The sequence below is a fragment of the Rhodococcus sp. ARP2 genome, from assembly GCF_001029585.1.
GTDB classification, from domain to species: Bacteria; Actinomycetota; Actinomycetes; order Mycobacteriales; family Mycobacteriaceae; genus Rhodococcus_F; species Rhodococcus_F erythropolis.
The window spans coordinates 31,731-53,236 of sequence record NZ_LEKE01000024.1 but is presented as its reverse complement, the minus strand read 5'-3'; the positions used below and the strand labels follow the sequence as shown (position 1 = coordinate 53,236).

Sequence of the window (21,506 nt, the reverse complement as noted above, 5' to 3'; positions counted from 1 at the left end):
TAGCGGACTCACACGCTCCTGGTCGGAACGACCGTCAGGTCACGGTAAAATCGATAGTTCTTGTGTCTGTAGTCAGGCATTGTTTACCCGTATTCGTCGTTTTTCCTGAGGAGTTTGCTTGATTACCGCCACTGACCTCGAAGTTCGTGCCGGTGTCCGCACCCTTCTCACAGCTCCCGGGCCTTCGCTGCGCATCCAGCCGGGCGACCGGATCGGACTCGTCGGACGTAACGGTGCCGGAAAGACGACCACTCTGCGCATCCTCGCCGGTGAAGGTGAGGCATATGCGGGAAGCGTCGTACGCACCGGTGAACTCGGATACCTCCCGCAGGACCCCAAAGAGGGCGACCTGAGCATCCTCGCCAAGGACCGGGTTCTCTCTGCCCGCGGCCTCGACACGATGCTCCGCGAGATGGAGAAGCAGCAGATCCTGATGGGCGAGGTGCTCGATCAGGAATCTCAGGACCGCGCGGTCAAGAAGTACGGCCAGCTCGAGGATCGATTCTCGGCCCTCGGCGGCTACGAAGCCGAGAGCGAAGCCGCACGTATCACCAGCAGCCTCGGCCTCGAAGACCGTATTCTCGGGCAGCCGCTCAGCACGCTGTCCGGCGGTCAGCGTCGTCGTGTCGAATTGGCGCGAATCCTCTTTGCCGCCTCCGACGGCAGCGGTGCCCGCTCGGACACGACTCTGCTGCTCGACGAGCCCACCAACCACCTCGACGCCGACTCCATCACCTGGCTGCGTGGATTCCTCCAGAACCACGAGGGCGGACTGGTGGTCATCAGTCACGACGTCGACCTGCTCAACGACGTCGTCAACCGTGTGTGGTTCCTCGATGCCGTCCGCGGTGAGGCCGATGTCTACAACATGAACTGGAAGAAGTACCTCGACGCTCGTGCCACGGACGAGCAGCGTCGTCGCCGCGAGCGCGCGAACGCCGAGAAGAAGGCCGGTGCGCTGCGGATTCAGGCTGCGAAGATGGGTGCAAAGGCAACCAAGGCCGTCGCGGCTCAGAACATGGCCAAGCGAGCCGACAAGTTGATGGCGAACCTCGATGCCGAACGTGTCTCGGACAAGGTTGCGCGGATTCGTTTCCCCGAGCCCGCCGCTTGTGGCAAGACTCCGCTGATGGGCAAGAACCTCACCAAGGTGTACGGCTCGCTCGAGATCTTCACCGGTGTCGATCTCGCGATCGATCGTGGGTCTCGTGTGGTTATCCTCGGACTCAACGGTGCAGGTAAGACCACACTGCTCCGCATCCTCGCGGGCGCGGAGAAGGCGGACGCGGGTGAGCTGATCGCCGGTCACGGACTCAAGGTCGGCTACTTCGCTCAGGAGCACGACACCCTCGACGACGACGCGTCCGTGTGGGAGAACATCCGCCACGCTGCGCCGGATACAGGGGAGCAGGAGCTGCGTTCTCTGCTCGGTGCCTTCATGTTCACCGGCCCACAGCTCGAACAGCCGGCCGGAACGCTCTCGGGTGGTGAAAAGACGCGTCTGGCTCTGGCCGGTCTGGTGTCGTCCGCTGCCAACGTTCTGCTTCTCGACGAGCCCACCAACAACCTGGACCCGATCTCACGCGAGCAGGTGCTCGACGCGCTCCGCAGCTACACCGGTGCCGTCGTCCTGGTCACCCACGATCCGGGCGCTGCCGAGGCACTCAACCCCGAGCGGGTCATCCTCCTGCCCGACGGCAACGAGGACCACTGGTCGCAGGAATACCTCGAGCTGATCCAGCTCGCCTAACCCCCTGTGCGCCTTTTTGGTAGTGGGAACTACCAAAAAGGCGCACAGGGGCGAAGCCCCTCAATCTCGCCGCCGCACCGATTCCTCGACCAGATCGAGAACAGCTGACAGGTTGTCGACGCCGTGGCCGGAGGCGATTCTCGCGACCAGGCCGTCCATCACCAGATCCAGGTATCCGATCAGAATTTCGGTGGGAACGTCGTCACGGAGCCGACCGGCCGATTTCTGTCTGGCGAGGCGCGCACTGGTCGCTTCCGTCAGTTCTACGGAGCGCTGTGACCACTTCTCGCGGAAGTCGGCGTCGTTGCGCAGTCGACGCGCTATCTCCAGTCGCGTTCCCAGCCAATCGAATTGATCGGGCTGCGCGAGCATGTCCCGCATGACCTGGACGAGTCCCTCTTCGGCGACGACATCTGCCATCCGGCTCGCATCCTCGCTTGCGAGAGCGAGGAACAGGCCGTCCTTGTCCTTGAAGTGATGAAAGATCGCTCCTCGGGACAAACCGGTGACTTCTTCGAGACGGCGAACTGTGGCGCCGTCGTAGCCGTATTCCGCAAAGCAGCGGCGGGCGCCGTCAAGGATCTGACTGCGCCGTGCCGCGAGATGGTCTTCACTGACCTTGGGCACGTTGTTGTCCTCGTCTCGCGCTTTCTTGTGCTCTGAACGCACGTGGCGGACTCAGCACCTCGCTGAGTCCGCCACGTGGGTTAGAGCAGGGCTCGGTTGACTAGCCCCGGATCATGTTGCGAAGCACGTACTGCAGGATGCCACCGTTGCGGTAGTAATCCGCTTCGCCGGGGGTATCGATGCGTACGACTGCGTCGAACACGACCTTCTCGCCGTTCTCGCGCGTCGCCGTGACCTTCATGGTCTTCGGGGTGACGCCCTCGTTGAGCTTCTCGACGCCTTCGATGTCGAAGGTCTCGGTGCCGTCGAGCTTGAGCGAACCTGCGGACTCGCCGACCGGGAACTGCAGCGGGACAACGCCCATGCCGATGAGGTTGGAGCGGTGGATGCGCTCGAACGACTCGGTGATGACGGCCTTGACGCCGAGCAGGCTGGTGCCCTTAGCTGCCCAGTCACGTGAGGATCCGGAGCCGTACTCCTTGCCGCCCAGGACGACCAGCGGGATGCCGGCTGCCTGGTAGTTCTGCGACGCGTCGTAGATGAATGCCTGCGGTGCGCCTTCCTGCGTGAAGTCGCGGGTGTAACCACCGGAGACGTCGTCGAGGAGCTGGTTGCGCAGACGGATGTTCGCGAACGTTCCGCGAATCATGACCTCGTGGTTACCGCGACGCGAGCCGAGGGAGTTGTAATCCGCACGCTCGACGCCGTGGGAGTCGAGGTACTGCGCAGCGGGGGTACCGACCTTGATCGGACCTGCCGGGCTGATGTGGTCGGTGGTGACCGAGTCGCCGAGCAGTGCGAGGACGCGTGCGCCCTTGATGTCCTTGACTGGAGCCGGATCCATCGTCATGCCGTCGAAGTAAGGAGGCTTCCGCACGTAGGTGGAGTTCACGTCCCACTCGAAGGTGTCACCCTTCGGGGTTTCGAGGTTCTGCCAGCGGCTGTCGCCCGCAAAGATGGTTGCGTACGACTTGCGGAACATGTCCTGGTCGATCGAGGACTTGATCGTCTCTTCGATTTCCTGCGTGGACGGCCAGATGTCCTTGAGGTAGACGGGGTTTCCGTCGGTGTCGTTACCGAGCGAATCGGTCTCGAAGTCGAAGTCCATGGTTCCGGCGAGGCCGTATGCAATCACGAGCGGCGGGGAAGCCAGGTAGTTCATCTTGACGTCGGGGGAGATACGTCCCTCGAAGTTGCGGTTACCCGAGAGCACCGCGGTGACCGAGAGGTCGTTGTCGTTGATGGCCTTCGAGACTGCCTCGGGCAGGGGTCCGGTGTTACCGATGCACGTGGTGCAGCCGTAACCGCCGAGGTAGTAACCGAGCTTCTCGAGGTACGGCCACAGGCCGGCCTTCTCGTAGTAATCGGTGACGACCTGCGAACCGGGAGCCATGTTGGTCTTGACCCACGGCTTGGTGGCGAGGCCCTTTTCGACGGCGTTGCGTGCGAGCAGTGCAGCACCGAGCATGACCGACGGGTTGGACGTGTTGGTGCAGGAGGTGATACCTGCAACAACGACGGCGCCGTGGTCGAGAACGAACTCACCGGCGTCGGACTTGACGACGACCGGCTTGCTCGGACGGCCTTCTGCACCGTTGGCAGCAGAGAGAACGTCGACCGCTCCGTCGTCGGCAAACGACAGAACCGCGGGATCGGAAGCCGGGAAGGACTCCTCGACGGCCTCGTCGAGCTGGGTGTGCTCGGTCGGGTAGTTCTCTTCCACGTAGTTGTGGATGTCCTTGCGGAACGCAGTCTTGGACTCCGACAACAGGATTCGGTCCTGCGGGCGCTTCGGGCCGGCGATCGAGGGAACAACGGTTCCCAGATCCAGCTCGATGTACTCCGAGAAGACGGGTTCCTTGTCGGGGTTGTGCCACAGGCCCTGTTCCTTGGCGTACGCCTCGACGAGAGCGAGCTGCTCGTCGCTGCGGCCGGTGAGGCGCAGGTACTCGATGGTCTCGGCGTCGATCGGGAAGATCGCTGCGGTGGAACCGAATTCGGGGCTCATGTTGCCCAGCGTTGCGCGGTTCGCGAGCGGAACCTCGGCAACACCGTTGCCGTAGAACTCGACGAACTTGCCGACGACGCCGTGCTTACGGAGCATCTCGGTGGCGGTGAGCACGACGTCGGTTGCGGTGACGCCGGGCTTGATCTCACCGGAGAGCTTGAAGCCGACAACGCGGGGGATCAGCATGGAGACGGGCTGGCCGAGCATTGCTGCCTCGGCCTCGATGCCGCCGACGCCCCAGCCGAGCACGCCGAGGCCGTTGACCATCGTGGTGTGCGAGTCGGTGCCGACACAGGTGTCGGGGTATGCCTGTCCGTTACGGGACATGACGGTGGGCGCCAGGTATTCGATGTTGACCTGGTGAACGATGCCCATTCCCGGGGGGACGACCTTGAAGTCGTCGAATGCGCCCTGGCCCCAACGGAGGAACTGGTAACGCTCGCCGTTGCGCTCGTATTCGAGGTCGACGTTGCGCTCGAGTGCGTCGGCCTGGCCGAAGACGTCGAGGATGACCGAGTGGTCGATGACCATGTCGGCGGGGGAGAGCGGGTTGACCTTGTTCGGGTCGCCGCCGAGGGTGGTGACGGCCTCACGCATGGTGGCGAGGTCGACGATGCAAGGAACGCCGGTGAAGTCCTGCATGATCACGCGGGCAGGCGTGAACTGGATTTCGATGCTCGGCTCGGCTGAGGGATCCCAGCTCGCGATTGCGCGGATGTGATCCGCGGTGATGTTGGCACCGTCTTCGGTGCGGAGAAGGTTCTCGGCGAGAACCTTCAAGGAATAGGGCAATTTCTCGGTGCCGGGGACGGCCGAGAGGCGGAAGATCTCGTAAGAGTTCTCACCGACCTCGAGGGTTCCCTTGGCTCCGAATGAATCGATACTGGTGCTCACGTCTGCTCCACTCGTCTATGAGGGTCGCTACCGACGGGGCTGTGTCGGCAGCTGAAGCGAGGTACTTCGGCCGGGAACATCCTCCGTAGCTCACGCCAATCGCACAGTTCGCGTGAGAACTGTCCGAACATCGGAGCTGCAGTAGAACCTGCCCTGACCGTGGTACCTCTTGGTCCAAGTCTAACAGTACGCTTGTCCTGTGAGAATTCAGGGCAAGTTGACCGAAACAATCTTCATGCAGACTGCGGGCCTGCGCAACGCAGGCTTGGCTGGGTGACCACACCCACAGTTACCGCTCGGGCGGCACGCGCGGCGGTTGCGTGTGACGCCTGGTGGCAGTCGACCTGAAGTAGGCTGCATGCAGGCCCGTCGCGGGTCGGCCGCCGAAAAACGACCTCGGAAGAACTCCCCGCATCTCAGCGGTGGACGGAATCCGAACAGCACCCGGATGAGAGATGTCTGCTCCTACCAATCACGCTTTTGCGCCTGTGCACGTGAAGTCCCCGCTGCACGTCGCTGTTCCGTCGGATGTCGATCTCGACGACGTGCTCGCGGACCTTTCGACGGACGGCGTCTCCGCCCCGGAGTCCGATGTTGTGGGGCTGACTGCGGTGGTGACCGACGCCCGTGAACGTGGTGTCGACTTGAGCGTCGTAGTGGTCGACGCAAATCCGGGCCGGCCGTCCGATCTTCGCGACCTGGCCACGACGGTCGGCAAAACCGAAGGCGGCACGGTTCTCGTTCTGAGCCCAGACTGGATGGGTAGCTACAGCGACTCGATCAGTCGCGTGCAGCTCGAAACCGCGCAGGACCGATCTTTCGGAGAAAGCGCGAGCGTGACCGCGGACCGCTTCTCGCACGAGATCGTGGCGCCGGGTCCGCCGTGGACGCTTTACACGGTCCTTGTCATCGCACTGGTTGCGGTTATTGCCGGAATTACCTTTGCCGTCAAGTGGCGGCGAGAGCCGGAAAACGCGCAAACCAGACATATCGCTTCGACTTCAGAAACGGCGACATCTTCCGACCACCGGGCCGATTCCGTCTGACCTTGGTCCTTTTGCGAGATTTTCAGTAACTCGTCGAAAACAGGTACTCACCGCTGTTTGCGGTGAGTACCTGCCCTTTTTGGTACCTGCATGCCATTCGACCAGCTCAAATACCGTTTGTGTTATTTGTGGCTAAAGTTTCCAAAGAACGCTTGAGTGTCGTACGGTACAACTGGCACTTTTTGGGGAAGAAGTGTCGCAGACAGGCTGATGTTGTTCGACGCGTACTTGTCGGTTGCCTTGTTCTCGAGGTGTCGACGGTGGCGTTCGTACGGCACGTCCAGGTCGACGAGCAGCTCTCGGGCTGTGGGCGACCGGTGCTTGGTCTGCGCATTCCCTCCCCGCACGGATCGGCGACCCAGCGGGCCGTGGCGTTACACGCGAGGGAGAGTTATTTGTGAGGCAAGTAACACGTGGCGGCGAGTCCCGTCGTGGTCCTTCCCGTAAGTCGATGCGCCTGGCGCAACTGGTCATCGGATTCGGCGTTGTCGGGTCCCTGATCGTCGGTACGCCCGCCATGTCCTCGGCCGTACCACCGCCGCCGCCGAATCCGAGTGACTCGGACATCGCTGCGGCCGATTCGCAGGTCTCGTCGAGCGTCGGCACCGTCAGCGCGCTCATCAATCAAGTCGCATCGGCCAACGAACAGTTGTCGGCACTCGACAACGAAGTTGCGATCAAGCGTGAAGACGTCAACAAGACGCTCGTGGATCTGCAGAACGCTCGCGGCGCCGCAGACACCGCAGCGCAGGCCGTCGGCGTCACCAAACAGGCTCTTAAGGACGCGTCGGCGCAGATCGAGGTCGCTCAGACGGACTTCGACAAGTACGCACGCTCGAGCTACGTCAAGGGCACCAACACCGCGTCCATCTCGTCGTTCCTCGACGCCAAGGGCCCGGGCGACGTCCTCGACCGCGCGCAGGTCCTCAAACTGCTCGCCAATACGCAGAGCGCAGTGCTTGACGGTCTCCAACGAGCACGTACCGAGCAGGCGAACAAGGACTCCGCGACCCGCCAGGCAAAGCAGCAGGCCGACGCTGCCGCCGAGGTCGCGGCACAACTGAAGGATCTGGCCGAGCAGGCGATTCAGATCGCGCGCAACGCTCTCGATCAGCAGGTTGCCAAGAAGGCCGCGATCGAAGCCGAGCGGAACTCCGCTCAGGCTCAGCTCGACGCCGCCCGCAATGCAGTCGCAGGTTTGCAGGGCCAACGCCAGGCGTATGCGACGTGGGACGAGCAGCGTCGCGCCGAGGAAGCTCATCAGAAGGCTCTCGAAGCTGCCGCCAAGGAAGCTGCCGCACAGGCTGCTGCCCGCGCAGCTGCCGACCAGGCCGCCAAGGATCGAGCTGCAGCACTGGCAGCGGCTCAGCGTCCGCACACCGCTGTGGAAGACCCGACTCCGACCGTCATCCCGGACGACGACGACACCTGGACTGACGAGGAAACCGGGACCGACGAGGAAACAGGCACGGACGAAGAGACCGGTACCGAAGAGGAAACGGTCACGACGCCCAAGCCCACCACCCCCAAGCCGACGACGCCGAAGCCCAGCACGCCGAAGCCTTCCGTTACCGGAAGCGCTGCAATCGAATCCGTCATCGACCGCGGAATGTCTCAGCTCGGCGTGCAGTACGCCTGGGGCGGCGGCGACGAAAACGGTCCGACGCGAGGCATCCGTGACGGCGGCGTCGCCGACAGTTACGGCGACTTCAACAAAGTCGGGTTCGACTGCTCGGGCTTGATGATCTACGCCTTCGCCGGCATCGGAATCTCGCTGCCGCACTACACCGGCTATCAGTACACCGCGGGCACGCAGGTTCCGTCTTCGGAGATGAAACGCGGCGACATGATCTTCTACGGCCCCAACGCCAGCCAGCACGTGGCGCTCTACCTCGGTAACGGGCAGATGCTCGAGGCACCACAATCCGGTTCGAGTGTCATGGTCTCCCCGGTTCGCTGGGGCGGAATGACGCCGTACGCCGTCCGACTGGTGTCCTGACCGTCAGAGGAAATGCCGCTGACACCCGCATTGTCAGGGAACTATCAAGTTCCCGACGTGGTGTTACGGCATCGAGCGCAACTACCTGGAATAGTTGACGGGGAACACGTTACTGTCGGTACTTTTCTAGGTGAAAGCGATGGATTCTTGGTGACCTCACGTGAAGATTCGGTCGGAACGGTCGACGTAAGCAAGGCGAGCGGAAGTGCGGACGGAGCAGCACCTTCCCTGGCAGCCGACGTTCAGACCTTGGAACGAGCGATCTACGAGGTCAAGCGAGTCATCGTCGGGCAGGACCGGCTTGTCGAGCGCATTCTCGTCGGACTTCTCGCCAAGGGGCACGTCCTCCTCGAAGGCGTACCCGGTGTCGCCAAGACGCTGGCCGTCGAGACTTTCGCGAAGGTCGTCGGCGGTTCGTTCTCCCGCGTCCAGTTCACCCCCGACCTGGTGCCAACCGACCTCATCGGCACGCGCATCTACCGTCAGGGCCGCGAGGAGTTCGACACCGAACTCGGACCCGTCGTCGCCAACTTCGTGTTGGCCGACGAGATCAACCGTGCCCCGGCCAAGGTGCAGTCCGCGCTCCTCGAGGTGATGGCAGAACGCCACGTCTCGATCGGTGGCAAGCGGTACCACATGCCCGATCCGTTCCTGGTGATGGCGACGCAGAACCCCATCGAAAACGAGGGTGTCTATCCGCTCCCCGAGGCGCAGCGCGACCGCTTCCTGTTCAAGATCCTCGTCGATTACCCGACTGTCGAGGAAGAACGCGAAATCGTCTACCGGATGGGTGTGGCAGCCCCGGAGCCGCACCAGATCCTCGGTCCGGAGGAGTTGGTCAGGCTCCAACGCGTCGCCAGCAACGTCTTCGTCCACCACGCGCTCGTCGACTACGTGGTCAGGGTCATCGCCGCTACGCGTACGCCGCGTGAGGTCGGACTCGAGGACGTCGCGGGCTGGATCGCGTACGGCGCGTCACCCCGCGCGACGCTCGGCATCATCGCCGCGTCGCGGGCTCTCGCTCTCGTCCGCGGCCGCGACTACGTCGTGCCGCAGGACGTCATCGAGGTGATCCCGGACGTGTTGCGCCACCGCCTCGTTCTCTCCTACGACGCCATGGCCGACGAGGTGACTCCCGACGCGGTCATCGCCCGGGTGCTGCAGACCGTCGGACTGCCGCAGATCGCCGCGCGGCCTGTTCCTACCGTTCCCGGTCCGCCTCAGCAGGGCGCACCGGAGGCACCTCAGTTCAACGCACAGGGCACCGCGAATCCACAGGGCACAGTCAATCCACAGGGAAACGGCGCGCCGATCGCGACCGCTGAGACGATGAGTCGCCCGCAGTGACCGAAGGCCGCGACGGTGGCCAGGCGACACCCGCCGGATCCACCGGTTCTCCGCCGTCGTTCCGATCCGGCGAGCTCAGCGATCCCAAACTCACCGCTGCGCTGCGCACCCTCGAGCTGACGGTTCGTCGTCGCCTCGACGGTGTGCTGCACGGCGATCACCTCGGCCTGATTCCCGGCCCGGGTTCGGAACCGGGTGACGCCCGCGAGTATCAGCCGGGCGACGACGTGCGGCAGATGGATTGGTCCGTGACCGCGCGGACGACGCACCCACACGTGCGCCAGTCGGTCGCGGATCGTGAGCTCGAGACGTGGCTTGTCATCGACCTGTCTGCAAGTCTCGACTTCGGGACCGCCGGATGCGAGAAGCGCGACCTGGTTGTCGCCGCAGCTGCGGCGATCACTCACCTGACCAGTTCGGGCGGTAACCGCGTCGGCGCCATCATCTCGACGGGCGCCCAGACAACCCGAATTCCGGCCCGCGGTGGGCGCATTCACGCACAGGCGATGCTCCGCAAGATCGCGACGACTCCGCACGCTCCGGACGGGGTACGCGGTGATCTGGTCGGCGCGATCGAAGCGCTCAGACGCCCTCAGCGTCGGCGCGGACTCGCGGTCGTCATCAGCGACTTCCTCGGGCCGATCGACTGGGAACGCTCGCTGCGCGCCATTTCGGGACGTCACGACGTGCTCGGCGTCGAGGTGGTAGATCCGCGCGACCTCGAACTTCCGGACGTCGGCGACGTGGTGCTCCACGATCCCGAGTCCGGCCGGACCAGAGAATTCACCACGACGCCGCAACTGCGCGCCGACTTCGCCAGAGTCGCCGCCGAGCACCGCGTCGAGGTCAGGCAAGCTCTACGTCGTTGCGGCGCACCGCTCATGTCCCTGCACACCGATCGGGACTGGATCGCCGACGTCGTGAGATTCATCTCGGCACGCCGACACAGTTATGGTGACGGCGCCGGAACTGGGGGCGTTCGTTCGTGAGTCTTTCTCAATTCACCGCACCGTGGTGGCTGCTGTTCCTCGCTGTCATCGCCGCGTTGGTGGTCGGTTACGTACTCGTGCAGAAGCAGCGAGCCAAGCACACACTTCGGTTCACGAACTTCGCACTGTTGGAGAAGGTCGCGCCTTCGCGGCCCGGGCGGTGGCGTCATATTCCGGCGATTCTGATGGTCGTCGCATTGGTGTTCTTCACCGTCGCCCTTGCCGGTCCGACGGCAGACAAGAAGGTCCCGCGAAACCGTGCCACGGTGATCCTCGTGATCGACGTGTCGCTGTCGATGCAGGCCACCGACGTCGAGCCGACGCGATTGGCAGCAGCGCAGGAAGCTGCCAAGTCGTTCGCCGACGGTCTGACTCCCGGCATCAACCTCGGGTTGGTCGCATTTGCCGGAACCGCTTCGGTTCTGGTGTCGCCCACCACGAATCGTGACGCGACGAAGGTCGCCATCGACAACCTCAAGCTCAGTGAGCGAACGGCGACGGGCGAAGCGATCTTCACCTCGTTGCAGTCGATCGACACGCTGTCGGCTGTTCTCGGCGGCAGCGATCAGGCGCCACCGGCGCGCATCGTGTTGCTGTCCGACGGTAAGCAGACCGTTCCCGAGAACTCGGACGATCCGCGGGGCGGATTCACCGCTGCCCGTCAGGCCAAGGACAAGGGCGTTCCGATCTCGACTATTTCCTTCGGAACGACATACGGGCGAGTCGAGATCGAAGGAGACCGAATCCCCGTCCCGGTCGACGATGCGTCACTGAAGGAGATCGCCAACCTGTCCGGCGGAAGTTTCTTCACCGCATCGAGCCTCGAAGAACTGCGCCAGGTGTACGACACGCTCGAAGAGCAGATCGGTTTCGAGACGACACGAGGCGATGCGAGTCGACCGTGGTTGGTCCTCGGCGTCGTGTTCGCGACCGCTGGTCTGACGATTGCCCTGGTACGCAGGCAGCGTCTGCCCTGATCGAGAGCAGTTCCGAATTGTCCAAATACCGCTGGTACGCGGCCCGCAGAGAATTGATAGGTTGATCGCCATGTCTACCCCTCCCACGACAGTGGTTTCCGAACGGACCGTCACCACACCGCGCTCGGTGCTCGTCACCGGCGGTAACCGCGGAATCGGCTTGGCCGTCGCTCAGCGGCTCGCCGCAGACGGCCACAAGGTAGCCGTCACGCACCGCGGTTCCGGTGTCCCCGAAGGGTTGTTCGGCGTCGTTTGCGACGTCACCGACACCGAGTCGATCGACCGTGCATTCAAAGAGGTCGAAGCGCACCAGGGGCCGGTCGAGGTCATCGTCGCCAATGCCGGCGTCACCGACGACACACTGATCATGCGAATGAGCGAAGAGCAGTTCACGAGCGTCGTCGACGCGAACCTCACCGGTACGTTCCGCCTCTCGAAGCGTGCGACCCGGTCGATGCTGCGCGCGCGTTTCGGACGCTTCATCTTCCTCGGTTCGGTGGTGGGTCTGGCAGGACAAGCCGGCCAGGTCAACTACGCCGCGTCCAAGGCAGGCATCGTCGGTATCGCTCGTTCCCTGACAAGGGAACTCGGCTCGCGTTCGATCACCGCCAACGTTGTCGCACCGGGTTTCATCGAGACCGACATGACGGCAGCACTGGGCGACGACGTGAAGGACAAGGCCACCGAGTTCATCCCGTTGCAGCGGACCGGAAAGCCGGAAGATGTTGCAGCAGTTGTCAGTTTCCTCGCCTCCGACGATTCGGCATACGTCTCGGGTGCAGTCATCCCCGTCGACGGCGGACTCGGCATGGGGCACTGACCCGCTTTTCGCACACACACCTTTCTCGTACGTCTGAAATCAGGAGGACATCTCATGGGCGGTTTGCTCGAGGGTAAGACCATTCTTGTCACCGGCATCATCACCGATTCGTCGATCGCGTTCCACGTGGCCAAGGTCGCGCAGGAGCAGGGCGCGAAGGTACTGATCACCGGATTCGATCGTCTGCGCCTCATCGATCGCATCGCCCAGCGACTGCCGCAGCCCGTGCCGCCGGCAATCTCGCTCAACGTCCAGAGCTCGGAGGATCTCGCATCTCTCGCCGAGCGTGTGCGCGAGCTGGCTCCCGAGGGTATCGACGGCGTGGTCCACTCGATCGGCTTCGCTCCCCGCTCCTGCCTGGGAAGCCCGTTCATGGACGCGCCGTGGGAAGACGTGGCGGTCGCACTCGAGGTGTCCGCATACTCGTACAGCGCACTGGCCAAGGCCTTGCTGCCAGTGCTCAACGACAACGCGTCCATCGTCGGAATGGACTTCGATCCGGCACGCGCAATGCCCTTCTACAACTGGATGGGTGTCTCCAAGGCAACCCTCGAGGCCGTCAATCGGTACGTGGCCAAAGAGGTCGGCGTCCGCGGCATCCGCTCGAACCTGGTGTCCTCCGGCCCGATCAAGACCCTGGCCGCCAAGGCCATTGCCGGCGACAGCACCGGTCCGGGCGCGGAGTTGGACAAGCTGAACACCGCATGGGACGGTGCTGCGCCCATCGGCTGGGACGTCGACGATCGCGAGCCGGTCGCCAAAACGGTCTGCACCGTTCTCTCGGATTGGTTGCCCGGCACGACCGCGTCGATCATCTACGTCGACGGCGGCTTCCACGCGATGGTCGGCTAGTAGCACCCCTTCTACTACACAGGTGAGTACCCGGGTGACCCCCGCCGAACGGCATCACGCAAGATTGAACTCATGACCGCAAGTATGGACATGCAGTTCGATGCTCTTCTCGTTTTGTCGTTCGGCGGTCCCGAAAAACCCGAAGACGTACGGCCGTTCCTCGAAAACGTCACGCGCGGTAGGGGAGTGCCACCGGAGCGGCTCGACGCCGTTGTCCAGCACTACATGCATTTCGGTGGAGTTTCGCCCATCAACGCGCTCAACCGAGACCTGATCGAACGGGTCGAAGGTGAGTTGGCAGCAGCCGGCGTGGACCTGCCCGTGTACTTCGGCAACCGCAACTGGCACCCGATGGTCGAAGACACCGTCGCCAAGATGCGCGAGGACGGTGTCCGCAATGCCGCCGTGTTCGCCACGTCGGCGTGGGGCGGTTACTCGGGGTGTCGGCAGTACCACGAGGACATCGTCCGTGCCCGTGAAGCCGTCGGTGACGGCGCACCGACGCTGACAAAACTTCGCCAGTACTACGACCATCCGCTCGTCGTCGGCGCGTTCGCCGACGGTGTGCGCGCGGCCCGCGCAGAGTTGCCCGAAGCGACTCGCGATACCGCGCGCCTGGTGTTCACGGCGCATTCGGTCCCGAGTGCCGCAGACCGCAATGCAGGGCCGCCGGCAGAGGGCGGAAACCTCTACAGCCGACAGGTTGCCGAGGCTGCGAAGTTGGTTGCCGAGGCCGTCGGCGTCGAAGATTTTGATCTGGTGTGGCAGTCGCGATCAGGCCCGCCGCAGGTTCCGTGGCTCGACCCCGACATCTGTGATCACCTGGATACGCTGTCCGCCAAGGACGTTCGCGCCGTGATCGTGTGTCCTGTCGGTTTCGTCTCCGATCACCTCGAAGTGGTGTGGGACCTGGACACCGAGGCCAAGGACAAGGCGGCCGAACTCGGTATGGATTTCGTGCGCGCAGCGACACCCGGCCGCGATCAGCGTTTTGCGCAGCTGGTGCCCACGCTCGTTCGGGAGCTGGCCGACGCCGAGCAGCCACTGCGATTGGGGGTCGAGCCGCTGCTCGGCTCGACCACCAACGGTCTCTCGTGTGCGGTGAACTGCTGCGCGGCCGTTCAGCGCCCCCGCTGACGAAAGCTTTCCGACGCTCAGGAGTTCGGCTGCTTCAGCTTTCCGCAGGGTCCCGGAACGGTGGACGTGCTGCGTGAGGTGAGGAGCGTCTCGACGATCTGTCGATCCTCGGGGCTCAGTGACGGGTCGATGTAGTTGAGCTTGGGCGCCCCCAGTTCGCGGACTCGCCCGGCGAGCGTCGCTACAAATGACACTCGTTCTTCGTCATCGTCGTTGACGTCGTGGATCTGCAGCACCGACACCGGAAACTTGCGCAGCGTCACAGGCAGGAAGCGGGCGCCGAGCACATGGTCGACGTTGAATCCCGCCCACTGCCCCTGGTTGGCTTCCACGCATTCGGCGTCGGAGTGAATTGCGCTCTCGCCGATGTACTTACGGGCGGGGAGCATCTTCTTCGGTGCTAGTTCGGATGCACCTTGCTGCAGCACGGGAAAGTCGCCGTCCGAGTACAACCAGGGTTGGTTGGCCATCGAGATCAACCGGCCGGCGTCCAGATCCGGGAGATAGCGAGACTTGAGGAGAAACGCGACGCTGTCGACCGAGATGCCCAGCAGTTCGGCGGCCTTCTGTCGGCTCATCGCAAACGTCGGGGCATTCTTCGGGGCGATCTGGATCAAATTGACCATGCGAACTCCTGTAAGTGTTCAATTTTTGCGGGTTTGGTACAGCTGACATGACAATTCGCCGATTATCAACCTCTAGCTGATTTCCGACTTGTAGATGAGTCGGTTGTCACCATCCGAGTTCACGCAACCGGGGATCTCCGATCCCGAAGTGGTGGCCGATTTCGTGGATCACGGTTCGGCGAACTTGCTCGATCACCTCGTCTTCGGTGCTGCAGATCGCACAGATGGCCCTGCGGTAGATCGTGATGCGGTCGGGGAGGACGCCGGCGTACGTGGTGGTTCTCTTGGTCAGTGGGATGCCCTGATACAACCCGAGCAGCCCCGGTCGTCCACCTTCGAGTTGTACGGTCACCGCGACGTTGGCCATCTCCGCTCCCAACTTCGGGGGCAGACTGTCGAGCGCCCGCTTGACCATGTCCTCGAACTGACTGTCGTCCACGTCGATCATCTGCCCATTGTGCGTGCGAGGGCGGGATCCGGGTGTGTCCATGTGGAAACAGTGCAGCTTACGGCTATGTTCATTGCGTGGCCGAAGACCTCTATCACCGTTACGAATTCACATTCATCGTTCAGATGCTGACAGTCTCGCAAGAGCAGGCGATCGAAGAGAGCTTGGGCGGAAGGGTCGAGGACCGGCGCGGACTGCAGTTGCTGACGCTCACCTCGGAAGGTATGCGAGCGGCGACGACGGCTATCACCGTGGTCGACCAGTTGGTGGCTGCAGGCGTGCGTCCCCAGCGGACACATCCCGATTTGGTGTCACGTCAGGACATTGCCGACCGTGCGGGAGTGACGAGGCAGGCTGTCGGACAATGGGTGCGAGGGGTCCGGCAGGCGGCCACTCCCTTCCCGATTCCGTACAACTCGGTCGCCGGGGGGATCTGGTTCTGGGGCGATGTCCTGGATTGGTTGCGCCGTCAGGGGTACAGCCAGGACACCGGTTTGCGCTACCCGACGTTGGACGAACATATTCGCATCGACCGCCATATTGCGATCAATCACAAGACTGCGGGTTGACCGATCAAGCGGTTTGCCTGAAAATAGCTATTGAAACAAACCGACGGTAGGTATAAAGTCCCTAAATACCTCAATCAATCTATCGGTGCGTCGGCCCTGCTCTGGGGGGAGTTTGGTCTGCGCTGCAGATACCCGAGCATGCGAGCAGGAATCCATGGTTTCGACCCCCGAAGTTAGACCGATGCCCAAATCGGCCGCACTCACGACTTCTGTGGCTATTTCCAGCGCTGGAGCAACGACGAAGCTACGCGAAGCTGCACCGGGCAGGGGCCGTCTGCGAGCGGCGACGGCGGCGCTGTTCCGGCGCTCACGCCCACGCGCGGCTTCGGCGCCACCGTTGAGCGTGCTTCTTCTCGTCACCTCCGACAATGGTCTCTCGCAGCGGGCTGGTCTTGTTCTTCGCGAGGCGGGGCACCAAGTCCGCACCGCCGTCGTCGCCGACGCGGACGCAGCGCTGGCCGCGACGTCTGCGGGAGATTTTGATCTCATCATCTGCCCGTTTCTGAAAGCCTATGTACCGGAATCTATTTGGCAGCGGTGGACAACGATCATCATCCATCCCGGCCCGCCCGGTGATCGCGGACCGTCGTCGCTGGACTGGGCGATAACGGATGGCGAACCGATCTGGGGAGTGACCGCGTTGCAGGCCGCCGAGGAACTCGATGCCGGAGCGGTGTGGGCGTGGCGGACATTCGAACTCCAGAGCGGTGCAACCAAATCTTCCGTATACAACGAGGCAGTCACCGACGCGGCGATGGAGTGCATTACGGAGGTCGTCGAACATTTCCGTACTCCTGACTTCCAGGCGATCCCATCGGACCGAGTTGCGCGGCCCGTGGCATCGGCCCGATCGAGGCCCAGCATGAAACAGGCCGATCGCGTTTTCAGCTGGGAGGAAGACGCGTCGAGCATCGTCCGCGCCGTCAACGCCGCCGACGGGTTTCCCGGCGTCGCCGTTCAGTTGGGGCTCGACCGGGTCTACGTCTACGACGCTCACCCCGATACCCACGTCGATGCAGCGCCCGGCACCATCGTCGAGTACTTCCACCAGGCGATACGTGTCGCCACCGGTGCGGGCTCCGTATGGATCGGACATGCGCGGCTCGTCGGCGCCGGCAATGTCAAACTTCCGTCGACCGCGGTCGTACGTCCGGACGTGTTCGTTCCACAGGTCTGGGAGAGTCGTTACCCCGAGACCGACTATCACCGCGACGGCGAAATCGGATATCTCTCGTTCCGCTTCTACAACGGTGCGATGAGTACGAAGCAATGCGCCCGACTGGCCGCCAGGCTCCGCTGGGCGATCGCGCAGGACACCAAGATCCTTGTCCTGACGGGTGACTACGACAGATTCAGCAACGGTATCCACCTCAACGTCATCGAGGCCGCGTCTGATCAAGCCGGAGAAGCGTGGGCCAACATCAAAGCCATCAACGAGATCGCGAAAGCGATCGTCACCTGTACGGAACAGGTTGTGGTGGCGGCATTCACAGGCAACGCCGGTGCCGGCGGGGTCATGCTCCCGCTTGGAGCCGACGTAGTCGTGGCCAGGGACGGTGTGGTTCTCAATCCTCATTACGCCACGATGGGCCTGTTCGGCTCGGAACTGCACACGTACACACTTCCGGCTCGGGTCGGCGAGGAGCAGGCCCGCAGCCTGCTGGCCGAGTGCAGTGCGATCGGTATCCGTCGAGCCTTGGACATCGGACTTGTCGACGCGATCGGCCCCAGGCGGCCGGATCTGTTCGAGGCGTGGTTGCACGAGGTCGCCACCGACTTGCTCGAAGGAGATCGGATGGAATCGATGCTGGAGCGCAAACGTCTTCGACTGGAACGTGATCCGGTGGAGCCCTACGAGGAGCGTGAGCTCGAAGAGATGAAGATCGACATGTTCGGTGACCGCAACGGGTTTGCCGAGAAACGCCGGAACTTCGTGCTCAAGCTCTGATCGACACGCTGTTCGCCGACGCGACACGGGCAGTGCGAACGACGTCCCACAGTCGTCGCAGCAGGTCGTCACGCCTCTGCGCAGTGGACACGCTCGGGGCCTGATTGGTCGAGACCGACGCAGCGACGGTAAGAATGGCTGCCACGTTGTCGGCGGTGTCGATCACCTGTAGATGCCGAGGTGACAGTGTCGACGGCCAGCGGTACCCGGCCTGGGCCTGCAGCGCTTCGGCGACCAGCGTACGAGCGTCGCCCCCAGGCATTCCGGTGGCTACGGTCGGAAGCCCGCCGAGCACCTCCGCTGCGTCCCGAACAGCCTGGCGCAGTTCGTATTCGGCTTCACGGAGTCCGATCGATTCGGCGCTGCCCGCCACAGTGGGAATGGAGAAAACCGTCCACCGCAAGACGTCCGGACCTTCCTTCGACGGCACGAGGCCGACTCCCGGCTTGCCGACGGCGCCGATCTGTATGCCTTCACCCGTTGCGATCGCAGCGCGTGCGAACTCGGTGCCAGTGGGCAGGCCACGTACATCGCCGGCCGTAGGAAGGACCAGGCGGACTTCAGCAGCCTCCGAGCGGGCGATTCTCAACAGGGTGGACACACCCGAAGCCGTGACTCCCGGCCACTCGAGATCGTGGCGGACCGCGGTTTCCGCATCGGCAGCGCCGATCAGGTGCATCGGCGCCCACGCGGCAAGGGCGTCGATGACGTCGTCCGGCGCAGCGTCGCCGGCGAGCCATGACGCTGCCCACACGGTGAGGGTTGCGCTGGGAGAACTCATGACCGTGAAGTTTAGTTCGGCGTGGCGACATGCGCGGCCCCGGCGTTGTGACCTAGCGTGATCCGGCGTGAGCGGTGGCAACGGATACGGTGACATTTTTGCGGGTCATACCCGCAAACAGAAGCGCGTGACGCCTGAAGTGGCGGCCGAACGTGATCTTGTCGTCGAGGATGCGGCGACAGGATTCTGCGGTGCGGTTGTCGGTTTCGAGCGCACGTACGACGGCGATTTCGTGCGACTCGAGGACGGGCGTTCCCGGACGCGGTTGTTCGCGATGCGCGAGGCGGCCTTCCTCATCGACGGCTCACCGGTCACCCTCGTTCGCCCGGCCCCCAGGCCCGCGTCCACCAAACCCGCACGATCGGCTTCGGGTTCGACCCGAGTCGAAGGCTTACGTGCACGCACGGCACTGCCCAGCCGGATCTGGGTGGAGGGAGTGCACGATGCTGCCCTCGTCGAGCGGGTGTGGGGCCATGACCTTCGCGTCGAAGGTGTTGTCGTCGAACATCTCGAAGGGCTCGACAATCTGGGGGAGCGGCTTGCCGAATTCGGGCCGGGCCCCGGCCGCCGTGTCGGTGTCCTCGTCGACCACCTGGTCACCGGTTCCAAGGAAACCCAACTGACTCAGGGCCTCGGCCCGAACGTGTTGGTGACCGGACATCCGTACATCGACGTGTGGGAGGCCGTTCGTCCCAAATCTGTCGGAATCGCCTCCTGGCCGAAGATTCCACGCGGCGAGGATTGGAAGACGGGAATCTGCCGCGAACTGGGCTGGGGGACACCTCAGGAGGGCTGGCGGCGGGTCTACAACTCGGTCGAGAGCTTCCGCGATCTGGAAGCTCCCTTGATCGGTGCCGTCGAACAACTTGTCGATTTCGTTACCGAGCCGAACTGACGTAGCGGCGGCCTGGGTCACACATTCTGGTTAGATGGTGTTGTGGCTGCACTTATTTGGCTGATCGGAGCACTGGTGCTCGCCGGGGCCGAAGCGCTGGTGGGGGATTTCTTCCTGCTGATGCTCGCCGGTGGGGCGCTCGCTACTGCCGGTGTCAGTGCTGTCACCGACTTCCCGGTGTGGGTCGACGCCGTCATGTTCGGAGTGTTCTCCGCCGCCCTCGTCCTGGGTGTGCGACCGATCATGTTGCGTCGCTTCGGTAGTCCGCCACCGACCCCGACCGGAATTCAGGCACTCGAAGGTAAACACGCTCTGGTTCTGGAAGAAGTGGGCGAGCATTCCGGGCAGGTCAAGTTGAACGGCGAGGTGTGGACTGCCAGGCCGTACGACACCACCGAGGTGTACCCGCCGGGCACCAAGGTGACGGTGATGGAAATCAACGGCGCAACAGCAGTCGTCTGGAGGGGACCTTAATGGCAGCACTCATAGTGCTCGGTGTGTTGGTGCTATTCGTGATCTTGGTGGTCGCGAAGTCGGTAGCACTGGTACCGCAGGCAGAAGCCGCGGTGATCGAGCGGCTCGGTAGGTATTCGAAGACGGTGTCCGGTCAGCTCACATTCTTGATCCCGTTCGCCGATCGTGTGCGCGCCAAGGTGGATCTTCGTGAGCGGGTGGTCTCCTTTCCACCGCAACCGGTGATCACCCAGGACAACCTGACACTGTCCATCGACACGGTGGTGTACTTCCAGGTCACCAATCCGCAAGCTGCGGTGTACGAGATCAGCAACTACATCGCTGCCGTCGAGCAGTTGACAACCACGACGCTGCGAAACGTCGTCGGCGGAATGACCCTCGAAGAGACTCTGACCTCGCGTGATTCCATCAATGGTCAGCTTCGTGGTGTCCTCGACGAGGCGACCGGCCGCTGGGGCCTGCGAGTGGCCCGCGTCGAGCTCAAGAGCATCGATCCTCCGCCCTCCATCCAGGAGTCGATGGAAAAGCAGATGAAGGCGGACCGCGAGAAGCGCGCGATGATTCTGACGGCTGAAGGCCACCGCGAATCCGCTATCAAGACAGCCGAGGGCGCCAAGCAGAGCCAGATTCTTTCCGCCGAGGGCAACAAGCAGGCCTCGATCCTCAACGCCGAGGGTGAGCGTCAGTCCCAGATTCTTCGGGCCCAAGGTGACCGCGCGGCCAAGTACTTGCAGGCCCAAGGCGAGGCCAAGGCCATCGAGAAGGTTTTTGCTGCTATCAAGTCCGGTAAGCCGACTCCGGAATTGCTTGCATACCAGTATCTTCAGACGTTGCCGCAGATGGCGCAAGGCGATGCGAACAAGGTGTGGCTCGTGCCCAGCGACTTCGGTGACGCACTGAAGGGATTTGCGAAAACGCTTGGCGCGCAGGGGCAGGACGGTGTCTTCCGTTACGAGCCGCCGGCCGCCGAAGAGAATCTTCCCAACCCTGAGGACGATTCAGCTGAGGTGGCGGAGTGGTTTGAAACGAAATCCGATCCGGCTATCGCAGAAGCAGTCCGTGCTGCTGAAGTTGCTGCACGTACTCCCGTCGAAGATCCGGCAGCTGCGGTCAGGCACCTCCGTGAAAGTGCGCCCGAGCAGCCCGGATTCGTAGATCCCGCGCTGCCGCAGCAGAGTGAAAATCCTTGGCCCGGTCAGCTACCGCTGCCGTCCGAACGCGAAGAATTCCAGCAGAAGTACCCGTACCAGGATCAGCCGCCGGAGGGCGGCCAGCGCCGGTAGGCTCCTCTCGTAGTAATCGGGACGGGCGCTCGTCAC

General features: G+C 63.2%; 19 protein-coding genes. 14 read left to right on the top strand and 5 right to left on the bottom strand.

The annotated features are described in order from the left end of the window. Positions 1–118: 118 nt before the first annotated feature. Positions 119–1,750: an ABC-F family ATP-binding cassette domain-containing protein gene (locus ABX74_RS04675; RefSeq protein WP_020907739.1), complete on the top strand. Its 1,632-nt coding sequence runs from the start codon at positions 119–121 to the stop codon at positions 1,748–1,750. A gap of 60 nt (positions 1,751–1,810) precedes the next feature. Here ABX74_RS04675 and ABX74_RS04670 read toward each other — a convergent pair whose 3' ends face one another. After that, on the bottom strand, positions 1,811–2,377 hold the full coding sequence (locus ABX74_RS04670) for a TetR/AcrR family transcriptional regulator (RefSeq protein WP_003944970.1): 567 nt from the start codon (positions 2,375–2,377) through the stop codon (positions 1,811–1,813). Between the two features lie 100 nt (positions 2,378–2,477). Further along, positions 2,478–5,279, bottom strand: a complete 2,802-nt coding sequence (acnA, locus tag ABX74_RS04665) for an aconitate hydratase AcnA (protein ID WP_019748421.1) — start codon at positions 5,277–5,279, stop codon at positions 2,478–2,480. A 455-nt stretch (positions 5,280–5,734) separates the two neighbouring features. Here acnA and ABX74_RS04660 point away from each other — a divergent pair, with 455 nt between their 5' ends. The 8 genes from ABX74_RS04660 to ABX74_RS04625 all read left to right on the top strand — a co-directional run bounded on the left by ABX74_RS04660 (position 5,735) and on the right by ABX74_RS04625 (position 14,446). Then, the gene (locus ABX74_RS04660) at positions 5,735–6,325 is read left to right on the top strand and encodes a DUF6676 family protein (RefSeq protein ID WP_020969605.1); all 591 of its coding nucleotides are present in this window, start codon (positions 5,735–5,737) and stop codon (positions 6,323–6,325) included. A 451-nt stretch (positions 6,326–6,776) separates the two neighbouring features. Then, a complete protein-coding gene (locus ABX74_RS04655) occupies positions 6,777–8,324 on the top strand; it encodes an NlpC/P60 family protein (protein WP_029255350.1) in 1,548 nt (515 codons plus the stop codon). A gap of 150 nt (positions 8,325–8,474) precedes the next feature. Continuing rightward, complete coding sequence (locus ABX74_RS04650) at positions 8,475–9,671, top strand: AAA family ATPase (RefSeq protein ID WP_047888335.1); 1,197 nt, start codon at positions 8,475–8,477, stop codon at positions 9,669–9,671. Continuing rightward, the gene (locus ABX74_RS04645; RefSeq protein ID WP_047888334.1) at positions 9,668–10,660 is read left to right on the top strand and encodes a DUF58 domain-containing protein; all 993 of its coding nucleotides are present in this window, start codon (positions 9,668–9,670) and stop codon (positions 10,658–10,660) included. The genes ABX74_RS04650 and ABX74_RS04645 overlap by 4 nt, the downstream gene beginning before the upstream one ends. Next, positions 10,657–11,637, top strand: a complete 981-nt coding sequence (locus tag ABX74_RS04640) for a VWA domain-containing protein (protein WP_019748426.1) — start codon at positions 10,657–10,659, stop codon at positions 11,635–11,637. The genes ABX74_RS04645 and ABX74_RS04640 overlap by 4 nt, the downstream gene beginning before the upstream one ends. Positions 11,638–11,707: 70 nt before the next feature. Continuing rightward, entirely contained in the window at positions 11,708–12,457 is a 750-nt protein-coding gene (gene fabG1 / locus ABX74_RS04635; protein ID WP_007727875.1) for a 3-oxoacyl-ACP reductase FabG1, read from the top strand. 54 nt (positions 12,458–12,511) lie between these two features. Next, positions 12,512–13,309, top strand: coding sequence for an NADH-dependent enoyl-ACP reductase InhA (inhA, locus tag ABX74_RS04630; protein ID WP_003944803.1), 798 nt, complete (start codon positions 12,512–12,514; stop codon positions 13,307–13,309). An 84-nt stretch (positions 13,310–13,393) separates the two neighbouring features. Continuing rightward, positions 13,394–14,446: a ferrochelatase gene (locus ABX74_RS04625; RefSeq protein ID WP_047888333.1), complete on the top strand. Its 1,053-nt coding sequence runs from the start codon at positions 13,394–13,396 to the stop codon at positions 14,444–14,446. 17 nt (positions 14,447–14,463) lie between these two features. On the opposite strand, the gene ABX74_RS04620 is transcribed toward ABX74_RS04625, so the two are convergent. Beyond that, a complete protein-coding gene (locus tag ABX74_RS04620) occupies positions 14,464–15,072 on the bottom strand; it encodes a hypothetical protein (protein ID WP_020907744.1) in 609 nt (202 codons plus the stop codon). Between the two features lie 106 nt (positions 15,073–15,178). Next, on the bottom strand, positions 15,179–15,520 hold the full coding sequence (locus ABX74_RS04615; RefSeq protein WP_003944783.1) for a metallopeptidase family protein: 342 nt from the start codon (positions 15,518–15,520) through the stop codon (positions 15,179–15,181). Positions 15,521–15,597: 77 nt separating this feature from the next. On the opposite strand from ABX74_RS04615, the gene ABX74_RS04610 reads away from it, so the two are divergent. After that, complete coding sequence (locus tag ABX74_RS04610) at positions 15,598–16,089, top strand: hypothetical protein (RefSeq protein WP_020907745.1); 492 nt, start codon at positions 15,598–15,600, stop codon at positions 16,087–16,089. A 181-nt stretch (positions 16,090–16,270) separates the two neighbouring features. Next, the gene (locus ABX74_RS04605) at positions 16,271–18,037 is read left to right on the top strand and encodes an enoyl-CoA hydratase-related protein (protein WP_223257829.1); all 1,767 of its coding nucleotides are present in this window, start codon (positions 16,271–16,273) and stop codon (positions 18,035–18,037) included. Here ABX74_RS04605 and ABX74_RS04600 read toward each other — a convergent pair. Further along, positions 18,027–18,818 (bottom strand): hypothetical protein, encoded by a 792-nt coding sequence (locus ABX74_RS04600; protein WP_019748431.1) that lies wholly within the window; start codon positions 18,816–18,818, stop codon positions 18,027–18,029. The two genes, ABX74_RS04605 and ABX74_RS04600, sit on opposite strands and share 11 nt — an antisense overlap. A gap of 67 nt (positions 18,819–18,885) precedes the next feature. Here ABX74_RS04600 and ABX74_RS04595 point away from each other — a divergent pair, with 67 nt between their 5' ends. Genes ABX74_RS04595 through ABX74_RS04585 form a run of 3 tightly spaced genes read left to right on the top strand, consistent with a single transcriptional unit; the run spans position 18,886 to position 21,470 of the window. Next, positions 18,886–19,713, top strand: coding sequence for a DUF3097 domain-containing protein (locus tag ABX74_RS04595; protein WP_047888332.1), 828 nt, complete (start codon positions 18,886–18,888; stop codon positions 19,711–19,713). Between the two features lie 42 nt (positions 19,714–19,755). Next, positions 19,756–20,187 (top strand): NfeD family protein, encoded by a 432-nt coding sequence (locus ABX74_RS04590; RefSeq protein WP_019748432.1) that lies wholly within the window; start codon positions 19,756–19,758, stop codon positions 20,185–20,187. Then, a complete protein-coding gene (locus tag ABX74_RS04585) occupies positions 20,187–21,470 on the top strand; it encodes an SPFH domain-containing protein (RefSeq protein WP_003944935.1) in 1,284 nt (427 codons plus the stop codon). The genes ABX74_RS04590 and ABX74_RS04585 overlap by 1 nt, the downstream gene beginning before the upstream one ends. Positions 21,471–21,506 lie beyond the last annotated feature (36 nt).

Bases quoted from the DNA above. Each gene is read 5' to 3' on its own strand.
- ABX74_RS04605 (WP_223257829.1), top strand. From the start codon at position 16,271: ATGCCCAAATCGGCCGCACTCACGACTTCTGTGGCTATTTCCAGCGCT.
- fabG1 (WP_007727875.1), top strand. From the start codon at position 11,708: ATGTCTACCCCTCCCACGACAGTGGTTTCCGAACGGACCGTCACCACA.
- ABX74_RS04600 (WP_019748431.1), bottom strand. From the start codon at position 18,818: ATGAGTTCTCCCAGCGCAACCCTCACCGTGTGGGCAGCGTCATGGCTC.
- ABX74_RS04625 (WP_047888333.1), top strand. From the start codon at position 13,394: ATGGACATGCAGTTCGATGCTCTTCTCGTTTTGTCGTTCGGCGGTCCC.
- ABX74_RS04620 (WP_020907744.1), bottom strand. From the start codon at position 15,072: ATGGTCAATTTGATCCAGATCGCCCCGAAGAATGCCCCGACGTTTGCG.
- ABX74_RS04585 (WP_003944935.1), top strand. From the start codon at position 20,187: ATGGCAGCACTCATAGTGCTCGGTGTGTTGGTGCTATTCGTGATCTTG.
- ABX74_RS04655 (WP_029255350.1), top strand. From the start codon at position 6,777: ATGCGCCTGGCGCAACTGGTCATCGGATTCGGCGTTGTCGGGTCCCTG.
- inhA (WP_003944803.1), top strand. From the start codon at position 12,512: ATGGGCGGTTTGCTCGAGGGTAAGACCATTCTTGTCACCGGCATCATC.
- ABX74_RS04615 (WP_003944783.1), bottom strand. From the start codon at position 15,520: ATGATCGACGTGGACGACAGTCAGTTCGAGGACATGGTCAAGCGGGCG.
- ABX74_RS04660 (WP_020969605.1), top strand. From the start codon at position 5,735: ATGTCTGCTCCTACCAATCACGCTTTTGCGCCTGTGCACGTGAAGTCC.